Annotated in this window: 13 protein-coding genes; 5 read left to right on the forward strand and 8 right to left on the reverse strand. The window is 33.7% G+C overall.

All coding sequences use genetic code 11. From position 1 onward, the window contains the following. Window positions 1–255 precede the first annotated feature (255 nt). Genes PYW31_RS10395 through PYW31_RS10405 form a run of 3 tightly spaced genes read right to left on the reverse strand, consistent with a single transcriptional unit; the run spans window position 256 to window position 2580 of the window. On the reverse strand, window positions 256–864 hold the full coding sequence (locus PYW31_RS10395; protein ID WP_046837168.1) for an aminotransferase class IV: 609 nt from the start codon (window positions 862–864) through the stop codon (window positions 256–258). Beyond that, window positions 864–2003 (reverse strand): chorismate-binding protein, encoded by a 1140-nt coding sequence (locus PYW31_RS10400; protein ID WP_046837167.1) that lies wholly within the window; start codon window positions 2001–2003, stop codon window positions 864–866. Before PYW31_RS10400 ends, PYW31_RS10395 begins: the two co-directional genes overlap by 1 nt. Further along, window positions 1987–2580: an anthranilate synthase component II gene (locus PYW31_RS10405; RefSeq protein WP_046837166.1), complete on the reverse strand. Its 594-nt coding sequence runs from the start codon at window positions 2578–2580 to the stop codon at window positions 1987–1989. The genes PYW31_RS10400 and PYW31_RS10405 overlap by 17 nt, the downstream gene beginning before the upstream one ends. Window positions 2581–2835: 255 nt before the next feature. Between PYW31_RS10405 and queC the strand changes: the two genes are divergently transcribed. From queC to PYW31_RS10430, 5 genes are all read left to right on the forward strand, one after another. Then, entirely contained in the window at window positions 2836–3507 is a 672-nt protein-coding gene (gene queC / locus PYW31_RS10410; RefSeq protein ID WP_046837165.1) for a 7-cyano-7-deazaguanine synthase QueC, read from the forward strand. Window position 3508: 1 nt separating this feature from the next. Next, window positions 3509–3934, forward strand: a complete 426-nt coding sequence (queD, locus tag PYW31_RS10415; protein WP_046837164.1) for a 6-carboxytetrahydropterin synthase QueD — start codon at window positions 3509–3511, stop codon at window positions 3932–3934. Then, the gene (gene queE / locus PYW31_RS10420; protein ID WP_046837163.1) at window positions 3927–4643 is read left to right on the forward strand and encodes a 7-carboxy-7-deazaguanine synthase QueE; all 717 of its coding nucleotides are present in this window, start codon (window positions 3927–3929) and stop codon (window positions 4641–4643) included. The genes queD and queE overlap by 8 nt, the downstream gene beginning before the upstream one ends. A 294-nt stretch (window positions 4644–4937) precedes the next feature. Further along, window positions 4938–5534: a hypothetical protein gene (locus tag PYW31_RS10425; protein WP_046837162.1), complete on the forward strand. Its 597-nt coding sequence runs from the start codon at window positions 4938–4940 to the stop codon at window positions 5532–5534. Between the two features lie 60 nt (window positions 5535–5594). Continuing rightward, the gene (locus PYW31_RS10430) at window positions 5595–5849 is read left to right on the forward strand and encodes a GlsB/YeaQ/YmgE family stress response membrane protein (protein WP_046837161.1); all 255 of its coding nucleotides are present in this window, start codon (window positions 5595–5597) and stop codon (window positions 5847–5849) included. A gap of 94 nt (window positions 5850–5943) precedes the next feature. On the opposite strand, the gene PYW31_RS10435 is transcribed toward PYW31_RS10430, so the two are convergent. The 5 genes from PYW31_RS10435 to PYW31_RS10455 form a co-directional block, all read right to left on the reverse strand. Further along, the gene (locus PYW31_RS10435; RefSeq protein WP_046837160.1) at window positions 5944–7014 is read right to left on the reverse strand and encodes a glycosyltransferase family 2 protein; all 1071 of its coding nucleotides are present in this window, start codon (window positions 7012–7014) and stop codon (window positions 5944–5946) included. A gap of 412 nt (window positions 7015–7426) precedes the next feature. Beyond that, entirely contained in the window at window positions 7427–8266 is an 840-nt protein-coding gene (locus PYW31_RS10440; protein WP_046837159.1) for an aldo/keto reductase, read from the reverse strand. Between the two features lie 274 nt (window positions 8267–8540). Further along, window positions 8541–9893, reverse strand: coding sequence for a hemolysin family protein (locus tag PYW31_RS10445; protein WP_046837158.1), 1353 nt, complete (start codon window positions 9891–9893; stop codon window positions 8541–8543). Window positions 9894–10192: 299 nt separating this feature from the next. After that, complete coding sequence (gene nagA / locus PYW31_RS10450) at window positions 10193–11353, reverse strand: N-acetylglucosamine-6-phosphate deacetylase (RefSeq protein ID WP_046837157.1); 1161 nt, start codon at window positions 11351–11353, stop codon at window positions 10193–10195. Window positions 11354–11546: 193 nt separating this feature from the next. Next, window positions 11547–13490 (reverse strand): PTS fructose transporter subunit IIABC, encoded by a 1944-nt coding sequence (locus PYW31_RS10455; RefSeq protein ID WP_046837156.1) that lies wholly within the window; start codon window positions 13488–13490, stop codon window positions 11547–11549. Window position 13491: the final 1 nt, after the last annotated feature.

Raw genomic sequence — 13491 nt, forward strand, 5'->3', positions numbered from 1 at the left:
CATTCTCTTGCCTCACTCACTGTCTATAATATGCTATATTATTATTTGACTTCTTCGTCAGTTAATCTTATATCTATTTCAAATTTTTCATTAAAATATTTTTGTCGTTGTGCTTGGTAACAATTGCAAAGTTATACTGTATTCAATAATCTATGTGCGGTTAATTGTTTAAGCTATTTATTTTGATATAACTTTTTCGCATTTTGGCTATATCTCTGTCATAGAGCTTATACCATTGTTTACGCTTTCTATATTCTATAGATAAATCTCTACATCGGCAACCTCTCGCAAACTATTTATTAGAAAAACCTGAATCTTTTCTAATTGTAGTTTCTGTTTAAACTCTTCCACATCATAGTCTTTTTGCTGTAAAACACCTTTTTCTATGAGTGATTGTCTCATACACCCTCGCAAAAAATCATGATTATATTTGGGTGTATAATACTGGTTTTCTTCCTTAATCATAATATTACCGATATCAAATTCTAATATTTTCCCCTCTAAATCATATAATAATATAATATCTGTTTCATGATTATGGTCTAAATGTGCTCTATCCGTTGTCTTATTTACAATGACACTTTCGCTTGTATTATTACTCGTTTGAATGAGTTTGGCTGTAAAATTCACTTTAGTTGTGAGTTCTGCTACGACATAATCAAATGTTCCGTTAGCATCCACTAAAATTTTCACACGGAATGCACCTACTGAATACGTTTCAACTAATTTGTAAACCAAAGCATCCCAACTTATTTCATTAAAATCAAAGCCAAGTTGCTGACACGATGTTTTCATTCTATTTTTATGATAAGACAGGCGTGGAAATACGCCTTCTTCTAATCGCATAGTTTCAAATAATTGCATTATAACCTCTCCAATATTTTAGTTTTATCTTTAAATTCTTGAACCTCTAATTCAGGTATAGAATCGATCGTTATACCTGCACCAACGCCATAGATTGCCTGATTGTTCAAATATTGAATAGTACGTATAGGCACATTAAAGATAGATTTACCGTCGGGTAACAGTAAGCCAATTGTTCCACAATATATATGTCTTGGCACTTGTTCTAATAGTTTGATATATTTCATCGTATTTATTTTAGGTGCACCTGTTATAGAGCCACAAGGAAATAGTGATTCAAGCACTTGCATGAGTTGTGTTTCATGACTTAATCCTCCTGTAACCATTGTGGTCATTTGAAATACAGTGTTATACGCTTCTATATGAAAAGGCTTGTATACTTTAACTGTCCCCGTGTTAGCAATGCGGCCAATATCATTACGTAATAAATCAACAATCATCACATTTTCCGCTCTATCCTTTGCAGAGTGCGTTAATGTTTGTAGATTTTCTTGGTCTTGTATTGCTGTTTTGCCTCTAGCTATGGTGCCTTTCATAGGTTTACTCAATAAGACATCTTCCTGTTCTCCAAAAGGACCACGTTGGAAGAACAATTCTGGAGATAATGAAGCGACTTGGATCTCTTCTGTGTCTATAAGCGCTGAATAAAAGCCATTATTTTCACGTTGTAATACTTCATACAACGTATAAATAGGATAATGAATATCGTCTATCAAACGTGTCGTGTAATTCACTTGGTATGTATTACCTTCTATGATTGCGTCTTGCACTGCCTTAATATGATCTATAAGTGTCTCTTGCCCTAAGCGGAATTGAAAATTACATTTCGCTATGTATGATAGCTCACGTGTTATTGATGTGCCTGATTGTTCAGCAAAAGCATATGCTGCCCCATAAATATAAGGCCCTTCAATGAGCGCAGTTTCCATTTGACTATTAAAAAATGGTGCTGCTTCATAAGGTAAGTATAGCGCTACATAATAACCTTCTTTTTGCTTAGCTTCAGCATAGCGAACCACTTCTCCTACTTGATCCAACGACTTCGCTACCTTTTGACCAATACAGCTCGTAAAAGTATATTGGTGTTGTTCGTAATTGTCTTCATCTAATAAATATCGATAATTATATTGGATTTGCATGATAGTCCTCCACAATTTCTATGAATAATGCGATTTGAGCTAGTCCAAACTCACTTAATATGGATTCTGGATGATATTGTAAGCCATATATCGGTAATGTTTGATGTGCAAATGCCATAATCATACCATCACAATTCGATGCTGTTATTTCTAGGACAGCAGGAAAAGTTTGCGCATTTGCACACAAAGAATGGTATCGCATCACATTAAACGACTCTGGTAATCCTTTAAAAATATTTTCGCCATTATGCTGGATGCGCGTGGTATGGCCATGAATCGCCTTACCACTCTTTATTATGTCTCCACCATAGTAAGTAATAATCTGTTGGAACCCTAAGCACACACCTAATACCGGTATAGATGTTGAAAATATTTTCAATATCTCATTTAAAATGGGATAATCATCTGGTGCACCTGGACCTGGTGAAATCACAATCGCCTCCGGTGAACATAACCTTACCTTTTCAATTGATAGACGTTCAACATCTATCACTTTTACTTCTCCGCTGTATTCTTGCTCAATATAATCTACAATGTTATAGGTAAATGAATCTTTATTATCAATCATTATGATCATCGTATCACCTCTTTAAGTTACTTTTTATCAATCTATTATACTCATTATCCCAAATATCAACTTGCTTTTACAACGTAAATATATTATTCTAGTCACGGTATAAATTGAATATAAAGAGGTTCCTAGCTGATACCCTCTATAAAAAACTAGACACTTGAAAAACGTCTATCTTTTTATGGAGATAGACGTTTTTTTGGCGTCATGACGGATAGAAAAAAGAAGCTAGTAAGACAATATTAAGGAGTGCAAGTATTTATGACGCAACACACATTAAATAATAACAAGGCAATCGTAGTTTTCAGTGGAGGACAAGACAGTACCACATGTCTATTTTGGGCCAAAAAGCATTTTGATGAAGTCGAATTAGTTACATTTGAGTATGGTCAAAGACATGATACTGAAATCGAAGTTGCTAAACAAATTGCTCAAGAACAAAATCTTAAGCACCATGTTTTAGACATGTCCTTACTTTCTCAACTAACACCTAATGCTTTGACACAACACGATTTAGAAATTGAAACGAATGAAGACGGTGTCCCTAATACATTCGTACCTGCCAGAAATCTCCTATTCCTTTCTTTTGCTGGCGCATTAGCGTATCAAACAAATGCAAAACATATCATTACTGGTGTGTGTGAAACAGATTTTTCTGGATATCCAGATTGTCGTGATAGTTTTATTAAATCAATGAATGTTACATTATCGCTATCGATGGACAAAGATTTCGTGATTCATACACCACTAATGTGGTTAGATAAAAAAGCAACGTGGTCATTAAGTGATGAACTTGGCGTCCTAGATTATATTAGATATAATACTTTAACTTGTTACAATGGAATTGTTGGCGAAGGTTGCGGAGAATGTCCAGCCTGTCATTTGAGAGCACGTGGTTTAAATACCTATTTAGAAGAAAAAGGAGCGGAATAAAATGTTCCAACAAAATTATCCTAGTGTTCAACATCCTTATTGTTTTGAATTAAATAAAGATTTTAACTTTTCAGCTGCGCACTATATTCCAAATGAAGATGCTGGAAAATGCATGCGTACACATGGTCACACGTACTTTGTTAATTTAACGATAGCTGGTGATACATTAGACCATAATGGGTTTTTAGTGAATTTTAGTGACTTAAAAAAACTCATACATGGTCAATTTGATCATTACTTACTTAATGATTTACCTCAATTCCAAGGTAAAAGCCCTTCAACAGAAATCGTCGCACAGACGATCTATGAAATGGTCCAAAATTCATTAGATGAACGAGACAATCAACCAAAATGCCTTCAAGTCTATGTTCGAGAAACTCCAACGAGCTATGTTGTTTATAGACCAAAGGGGTCATCACATGAGTAAGATACCAGTATTAGAGATATTTGGTCCAACTATACAAGGGGAAGGCCGTGTTATTGGACGTAAGACAATGTTTGTTCGAACAGCAGGTTGTGATTATCGTTGTAGCTGGTGTGATTCAAGTTTTACGTGGGACGGTAGCGCAAAAGATGATATACGGATGATGACTGCAGAAGAAATCTATGCTTCACTTTATGAAATTGCTGGAGACTCATTTAACCACGTAACCATTTCAGGAGGCAATCCAGCGTTGATTAAAGGGATACAAGACCTAGTAGATCTCTTTGATTCAAAACACATTCAAAGTGCCTTAGAAACGCAAGGGAGCAAATTTCAACCGTGGATGACACAAATTGATGATTTGACAATAAGTCCTAAGCCCCCAAGTTCAATGATGAAACCTAATCTACCTATCCTAGATGAAGTGATTGCACAATGTGTGCCTGAATCATTAAACTTAAAAGTCGTTATTTTTGATGATGCAGATTATCATTTTGCTAAAATGATACACCATCGTTATCCTTCGATTCCTTTTTATTTACAAGTGGGCAACCCATACTTAGATGGTGAACATGTGGAATCACACACAGAAAAATTATTATCTTTATATGAATCCCTTGTGGATCGCGTGATGGAAAGCAGTGAAATGAATAATGTTTATGTTTTACCTCAATTACACACCCTCTTATGGAGTAATAAAAAAGGTGTTTAAATTGAGTATTTCATGTGATGCGTTGTATAATGCTCTTTGTCCATACAATGCGTCACTTTTTTATTTAGTGGAATTTAGTACTATACATATAATTTTCATTTATAGTAAAGGCCTTTATATTCAACCATTCGGACTAACATCGCTGCGACACATTTATATGTATATAAATAATTTGAAATTAAAGAATTTGAATGAATATTTAACAAAAATTTAAAAAATTAAATGTTATCAAATGAATAACTTTATCTTAATTGCTATAATATTGCAGTGAAGTATCTAGGTTAGGAGAGCAACATGCTAATTAATATAATCATAAATATAGCTGCGGTATTAATCATTCTCGGAATTGATTTATATCGTCAGAATTACAAACAACTTAAGTTTAGCTCTATACTCATTGCATTGACCATCAATGCCATCATCAATTTATTTCTAATAGGAACATTTGATTACATTGCTCTATATACATGTTTTCAATTCATTCTTTGGACAATATTACAATTATATATAAACTATAAAATTCAAACTCACGTCATCACACAACAAAAATTTATTGCTATGATTCTTACTATTATATTAAGTACTTCTTTGATACTTACGTATAACACGAGTCATGACTCTTACTATATGTCTATACCATATTTGGCGCCAGCCATCTTTATGATTGGTGCAATTATACTATTCTATAGTACCTTCAAACCGCAGGAAAAAGAAAAGATTAAAATATTAACTCGTATTAAACGTCCAGTTCTTACAGGTCATTTACTCATCATCATCTCCTGTATCGTTATGACACTTTTAACGCCTTATTGGTATGCCTTCCTACTAATAAATTTAATTTTTATTTTGTTCATATTATGGCAAAATATATTTTCTAATCTAAATGATTAAGATAATATATTTTGTGGTATATATTAACAGTTAAATCATTTATAAAGGAGGCAAAATCATATGGGCTTTATACTTATGTTAATTATCGGTGGTTTAATCGGTTGGATTGCCGGTGGTATTGTCGGAAAAGATATTCCAGGTGGTATTTTAGGGAATATTATTGCAGGTATCGTTGGGTCAGCACTCGGTTCATGGTTACTTGGTGATTGGGGTTGGCACATAGGTGGTATTGCTATATTCCCAGCACTTATCGGTACAATTATACTTGTTGCGGTAGTTTCCTTTATTGTAGGTAAATTACGCAAAAAAAAATAAGACTTTGAAAAGAGGATGACACTAGTGTCATCCTCTTTTTTATCTTTTAAAACAAAAAATCAACAAAGCCGTTAAAGACTTTGCTGATTTTTAATTATCTATGATTTACTAGTTCCTTTTCACGTGCTTTCGTTTTGTCATCATAACGATAATGATTACGTTCTACTTCATCCTCTATGCTAGTCTCAATGTCGTTATTAATATCTTGTTTTGCTACTTTACTTGGGCAATTTAAATTGGATGCCTGTACAATATACTTCGGTCGTTGTTTCACTTCATAATAAATACGTCCTATATACTCTCCAACGATACCAATTGAAATCAATTGTATTCCGCCCAGCAATAAGACTGCTGCAATTGTAGAGAAATAGCCTGGTGTTTGAATACCATTAATTACTATACTAGCAAATATAAAACCTATATAGAGAAGACTAATGAAAAATACAATCAAACCAAGATAAATCATTGCACGTAATGGTTTATTATTAAAAGAAATTAACCCATCTATACCATAGTTTAATAATTTACCAAATGACCATTTTGATTCTCCATCTTCTCTTTCTACATTTTCATAAGTAAATACTTTTGTATTATACCCTATCCATTCAAATAACCCTTTTGAAAAACGATTATACTCATTGAGTTCAGTTAACGAACTCACTGCTCTGCGACTTAATAATCTAAAGTCACCAATACCGTCTTCTAATTTTATATCTTCAACAAAATGATTGATTGCTTTGTAATACATTTGAGTCAATAATTTTCTAGATTGTTTTTCGCCTTTTCTATCTCGTTTTGCAACCACTTGATCATAGCCATCCATATAGCCCTCTATCATCTGCGGAATCAATTCAGGCGGATGTTGTAAATCGGCATCAATCATAATCACAGCATCACATGTTTTACTATGTTGATATCCTGCAATCATTGCAGACTCCTTACCAAAATTACGGCTAAACGAAATAAATTTTACATGTTGATCCTTCGTAGCTATATCTTGAATATAATTTATCGTCTTATCTTTACTACCATCATCTACAAACAATAAGTCATAATTATATTGATGTTTTTGACTATCTTTGGACAATATTGCTTTTAAGCGTTGATAAGTCTTTAATACTACTTCACCTTCATTATAGCAAGGCACTACTACTCTTATTTGCATACCTAAACACCTTCATTTCAGTTACTTCAAATTCACTTTACCAATTTTCACCGTTATTATGCTATTGTAATCAATTATATTTACTCAATCTTTATATTGCCTTAATATTCATGAATAAAACTTAATCTCTACATAAACTTTTTAAAATACAGCATAATATTTCACGCATGCTATTTGGTATTAAAATGCTGGAACTTTTCTTTTTAGTATTACAAAACCTAATAGTATATAAACTCTTTTGTAAAAATTTTATAACGGATTGTAACTAATTCACTATAAAATTATAAAATGTAACTTAAGCTTATCAATTTTCGCTGTCATTTCAAAATAAAAACCATTATTTCAGCAACTAAAAAGACTGTCTATTCCATATTTTATGAATAGACAGTCCTTGTTATATATATAAATTAAGTTATTTTAAAGTACCTATTCTTACATTCTCTGGATCATTACCTTGGCGGTCGCCCCTATCTAAACTATCAATTTCTGCGATATCCGTTAATTCTAAATTAAAGTCAAAAATATCATAATTTTCTCTAATACGTTCTGGTGTTTTAGATTTAGGAATAATGAGGCGATTGTGTGCTAAATGCCAACGCAATACAATTTGCGCAGGTGTTTTATCATATCGACTAGCCATATCAGTTATAAGTTTATGCTCTAACAGTCCTTTGTTTCTCATTAATGGCATCCAAGCTGTTACAGCAATATCATGTTTATCACAAAAGTCTTGCAGTTCTTGTTGATTAAAATATGGATGTACTTCAATTTGATTAACAGCCGGCACTACATCCGTTTCTTCCATTAATTTCTCTAAATGATGTTTATTAAAATTACATACACCAATAGCACGAATCTTGCCGTCTTCATATAATTTTTCCATCGCTTTATAACTTTCAATAAATAAACCATCAGCTTCACATGGCCAGTGAATTAGGAATAAATCTAAATAATCTGTGCCTAAGTTCTCTAATGATTTTGTGAAAAATTCGATAGTTTGATCATATCCTTGGTAATCATTCCATAACTTAGATGTTATAAATAAATCTTCACGTTCTACGTCAGACTTTTTCAAAGCATTTCCTAAAGCGATTTCGTTTTTATAAAAATATGCAGTATCGAATGCACGATATCCTACTTCCAAAGCAGTTTCTACAGCAATATCCATTTCTTCTTCTGAAATTTTATATACTCCAAGTCCAACTTTTGGCATAGGGTAACTATTATTTAAATAATATGTATCATTAATCATGGTGATGCCCCTTTCAACACATTTAATTTTATTTCTAAGGTATTATATAATATTCTAATACGCTTTTCATGAAAAATATACTATACTGCCTTGTTATACATTAAATTGGATCATAGTCACACAATTATATTTCATCTTATACTGATAACCCCATTTCCCCCTCTCCTCTAATAATAATATTCATATTCTAGAGCAGCATTTATACCTCATACATAAAAAAACACCCTATCGGACTATTAGTATCAACAGTTCATAGGGTGTAAGTATCATTTAATTATTTATCGTTATCTTCTTCATCTTCGTCTTCTTCAAGTGTTGGACGCGTATCATTATATTCAAATTTTAATATTACATTGATGATTTGATGATTATCAATTTCTGAAATAACCCAACGATCATATTCAGTATCTACAAAATCATTTTGTTGTAAATTTGTATTATGTGCTTGTAACCAACCACCGATTGTATCAATATCATCAGAATCAACAAATTCAATACCAAACTGATCATTTAAATCATCAAGCAACACACGACCATTAATTTGATATTTATTGTCACTTAATTTGACAACATCATTAACTTCATCATCATCAAATTCATCACGAATTTCACCGACAATTTCTTCTAAAATATCTTCCATAGTTAAAATACCGGCTGTACCACCGTACTCATCGATAATAAGACTGATGTGCACGTGTTCACGTTGCATACGGATTAAAGCATCGCTAATACGTGTAGTTTCTGAAATCATAGGTAAGTCATGAATATAGTTACTTACTTTAATTTGCTTACCTGAAGCATATTCTGTTAAAAACTCTTTCACATTTAAAAAGCCTTTCACGTGGTCCTTATCCCCATCTTCTGTAATAGGGTAACGCGTGAATTGATGTTCTTTAATTGTATCTAAAAGTTCATCTACATTAAACGGTTCATTTAACGTAATCATTTGCGTACGTGGGACCATGATATCTTTAGCATGACGTTCATCAAATGAAAAGATATTTTGCATATAAGCTAATTCAGTCTGGTTAATTTCTCCACCGTTATAACTATTGTTGATTATAATCTTAATCTCTTCTTCTGACATTGCATCATTATTAGCATCTGGATCCACCCCAAACATACGTATAATCATACGTGCTGAGCCATTCATCAACCATATTAATGGTTTCATAACGATACCAAAGTAATACAACGGCCTAGAATAAAGTAACGCTAATTTTTCAGTATGTTGAATTGCTAACGTTTTCGGAGCTAACTCGCCAAGTACAACATGTAAATACGTTACAATAATAAATGCAACAATAAATGAAATCGTTGTTGTTAATGCAGCGGGTAAATGAATAGCTTCAAATAATGGATGAAGTAATTTATTAAATGTTGGTTCACCTAACCACCCTAATCCTAAAGATGTCACTGTAATACCTAATTGACATGCGGATAAGTAATAGTCTAAATTTTTCACCATTTTTTTGACTACGCGTGCGCTCCCGTTGCCTTCTGCAGCGAGCTGCTCAATTCTTGTAGTTCTGACTTTCACTAATGCGAATTCCGATCCTACGAATACAGTTGTTAATGCTATTAAAAGAAAAAATATTACTAAGTTCATTATGGTCACTGTTTCCAATTAGTTCCCTATTTCTAGGGATTCACCTCCAAATATTGTGTCACAATAGGTGACGTTTCATAAAATTTTTCGTGCTTCTTCACTATAATGTTATATACTAAATCCTTCCCATTGTAACACCTCCCTAAAAATGCGCATTTCCTTTATCTTATCACACTGTTACCTTGCAATCTATTTTATACTTATTAAAATTTCATTTGTTCAACTAGACATTTAAACGTAAATTTTAATTTGAGTCAACTTTTTGAATTAAATATTTTTTAATAAGTAAAATAAATGATAGTCGCAACACTGTTTTATTATTTTTCAAAATTATGAATTTGTCCTTCTTTAATGGTTGTTTGAACATTGATTTCATCGTCAACGATAACAATATCCGCATCTTTTCCGACTTGCAAACTACCTTTTTGATGATTTATATCTAAAGCAATTGCTTGATTCAAACTAGTTACACGCCAAAGGTGCTCTAATGTATCTCCTGTATATTGAATTAAATTCTTCAAACCTTCATTCATTTTCAAAATACTTCCGGCTAAAGCACCCGTTTCTAAACGTGCTTCCGAACCTTTTACAATCACGTTTTGACCACCCAGATCGTATTCTCCATCAGGCATCCCTTTTGCTCTCATTGCATCAGTAATTAAGAAAAATCGTTTATTTCCTTTTTGTTTATACGCAATTTGAATGGCTGCGGGATGTGCATGTATGCCATCAACGATAAGTTCTGTACTTAGTCCATCATTAGTCCATGCTGCTCCAAACAGTCCCGGATTTCGATGTTCAAAAGGTGTACCCGCATTATATAAATGTGTCACATGCTTTGCACCATTGTTAACTGCCTTATTGGCTTCTTCAAATGTAGCTACTGTATGTCCCATAGAAAAGCGAATCTTATCATGTAGCGCCTTCAATATTTCTTCTGCGCCCTCAACTTCTGGAGCAAACGTGATGACTTTTATTTGATGATTAGCAGTATCCTGAAATTGTCTTATTTTTTCTATAGTAGGTTTCTGAACATATTCAGGATTCTGTGCCCCTACTTTATGTTCAGAAATAAATGGACCTTCTAAATGTATACCGACGATGTCCGCTGTATTTAATTTATCTTGCTGCTGCTGATAATTAACAATATTTTCTAAGGCCTTAGTAATATTCTCATCTGACTGAGTCATTGTCGTAGCCAAGAAACTTGTTGTTCCTTCAGATAATAAAGACTTAGCGAGGTGATTTATACCATCAAATGAGGCATCCATTGCATCTTCGCCATACCCACCATGAATATGGATGTCTATAAATCCGGGTAAAATATGCTGCCCTTTAGCATCGTACTTAGTCAATTTACCTTCGTATATACCTTTACCTACACCAGCGATTTTCCCATCTTTCACAATGATATAACCGCGTTCTATCGTTTCGTATTCCGTATAAATACGTCCATTTTCAATAACATATTCAGTCATTTCCATACCTTCTTTACATTAATTTACTTCAATACAGCCGATTTAATACTTTAACCTTATTTTACCAAACTTCGTTAGCTTATTATATTCAAAAGTGTCTCCTGAATGATTTAAAACTCAAAAAACCAGAAGAATATCTCATTTATTCATGAGTTCCTTCTGGCCTTTATCGTTTGCTTTTAACATCTTGTTTTTATTCGTTCATAGCTTGTGAAGCACGAATTTCATCTTCACTTAATTTCGGTTTCAGTAAGCCATACATAATCGCTGAAACAATTGCGCCTATAATAATTGCGATTAACGATTGTAAGACATGACTAAAATCAGTACCGACAATTACGAAAATACCACCATGTGGGGCTTGAATCGATGAGCCTAATCCTAATGCAATCGCACCTGCAATACCAGACCCTACCATCATTGACGGGATTACTCTTAATGGGTCTGCTGCAGCATATGGAATTGCGCCTTCAGTTATAAAGGATAACCCCATCACATAGTTTGGTACGACAGAACCTCTTTGTTCTTTTGTAAATTTCTTTCTAAAAATTAACATTGCTGTTGCAATCGCAATTGGTGGAACCATACCACCAATCATTGCTGCAGTGATTGGTGCTGCATTACCTTCTGTTAACGCTGCTGTCGCAAATACATACGCAGCTTTATTAAAGGGTCCGCCCATATCGATTGCCATCATAGCACCGATAACTAATCCTAATAACATGATATTTGTTCCAGAAAGACTTTCTAATCCATTAAGCAATAAATTATTTAACCATGATGCTGGTGGGTTTAATACATAAATCATCAATAAACCTGTAATGGCTACTGAGAACACAGGGAAAATTAACGTAGGTTTTAACCCTTCTAATGCTTGAGGTAAACCACTAACCGCTTTCTTAATACCTTGTGTGAGGTAACCTGCTAAGAAACCAGCAAGAATACCACCAATAAATCCTGAATCACCTGAAACTGCCAACATACCTCCGACTAAACCAGCTGCAAAACCTGGTTTATCAGCAATACTACGCGCTATATAACCGGCAAGGATAGGAATAATTAATGCAAAGGCACTTTTGTTTCCAATATTCCAAAGTTGTTCAGCGAATGCGTTATGTTCAGAACTTTTTGGATCAAATGAGTTTGCGCCAAATAAGAACACGATTGCCATTAAAATACCACCGGCAATAACAAGCGGTAACATATTTGAAACACCATTCATTAAGTGTTTGTAAATCGTTTTACCTACACCTTGTTTCTCATTGCTTTCTGCTTGGCTATGATTTTTATTACCACGTGCCACAAAAGCTTTACGTGACGTATCTTGGGCCATATTAATAAGTTCTTCCGGTCGTTTTATACCGTCTGCTACAGGTACTTCTACAACATTTTTACCATCAAAACGATCCGTTTCTACATGTACATCGGCTGCTACAATTACGCCTGAAGCTCGATTAATATCATCCTCGGTAAGATGATTTTTAATGCCTCCAGATCCATTAGTTTCGACCTTAATTTTAACGTTCATTTTTTCAGCTTGTTTCTTCAGTGCATCGCGAGCCATATAAGTATGGGCAATACCAGTTGGACACGCTGTAACCGCTAATACGTAAGGTTCATTTTCATCTGTTGCTGCTGATGTAGTCACAGCTTCTGTTTCCGCTTCTTCCTCTTCAGTTGCTTCGTCATCAGCTTTATCAATAATTTGTAATAATTCTTGTGGTGAAGTTGCATTAAGCAAATCTTTACGAACATTTTCATCCATTAAAACACCGGACAATTTCGCTAAAGCATCCAGATGTGTTTGCGCACCACCTTCTGGCGCTGCAATCATGAAGAAGAGATGTGCAGGTTGCATATCTAAACTTTGATAGTCAACACCTGCTTTTGATTTACCAAAAGCAATGGCAGGGGTCTCTACAGCTGCTACTTTTGCATGTGGTATCGCAATACCTTCTCCGATTCCTGTAGTACTTTGAGATTCTCTATTATGAATAGCTTCTTTAAAACTTGTTAGATCATTAAGTTTCCCAGCTTTGTCTAACTGATTTACTAATTCGTCAATGACACCGTTTTTATCATTTGAAGTAAGGTCCATAGCAATTGTATCTTTTGTTAATAATTCGGTAATTCTCATA

Source organism: Staphylococcus succinus, from assembly GCF_029024945.1.
In the GTDB taxonomy this organism is placed as follows: Bacteria; Bacillota; Bacilli; order Staphylococcales; family Staphylococcaceae; genus Staphylococcus; species Staphylococcus succinus.

Excerpts from the sequence above, each read along its gene's own strand:
- PYW31_RS10425 (WP_046837162.1), top strand. The coding sequence starts at position 4,938 with ATGCTAATTAATATAATCATAAATATAGCTGCGGTATTAATCATTCTC.
- PYW31_RS10435 (WP_046837160.1), bottom strand. The coding sequence starts at position 7,014 with ATGCAAATAAGAGTAGTAGTGCCTTGCTATAATGAAGGTGAAGTAGTA.
- PYW31_RS10395 (WP_046837168.1), bottom strand. The coding sequence starts at position 864 with ATGCAATTATTTGAAACTATGCGATTAGAAGAAGGCGTATTTCCACGC.
- PYW31_RS10405 (WP_046837166.1), bottom strand. The coding sequence starts at position 2,580 with ATGATCATAATGATTGATAATAAAGATTCATTTACCTATAACATTGTA.
- PYW31_RS10455 (WP_046837156.1), bottom strand. The coding sequence starts at position 13,490 with ATGAGAATTACCGAATTATTAACAAAAGATACAATTGCTATGGACCTT.
- PYW31_RS10440 (WP_046837159.1), bottom strand. The coding sequence starts at position 8,266 with ATGATTAATGATACATATTATTTAAATAATAGTTACCCTATGCCAAAA.
- PYW31_RS10400 (WP_046837167.1), bottom strand. The coding sequence starts at position 2,003 with ATGCAAATCCAATATAATTATCGATATTTATTAGATGAAGACAATTAC.
- PYW31_RS10430 (WP_046837161.1), top strand. The coding sequence starts at position 5,595 with ATGGGCTTTATACTTATGTTAATTATCGGTGGTTTAATCGGTTGGATT.
- queD (WP_046837164.1), top strand. The coding sequence starts at position 3,509 with ATGTTCCAACAAAATTATCCTAGTGTTCAACATCCTTATTGTTTTGAA.
- queC (WP_046837165.1), top strand. The coding sequence starts at position 2,836 with ATGACGCAACACACATTAAATAATAACAAGGCAATCGTAGTTTTCAGT.
- queE (WP_046837163.1), top strand. The coding sequence starts at position 3,927 with ATGAGTAAGATACCAGTATTAGAGATATTTGGTCCAACTATACAAGGG.
- nagA (WP_046837157.1), bottom strand. The coding sequence starts at position 11,353 with ATGACTGAATATGTTATTGAAAATGGACGTATTTATACGGAATACGAA.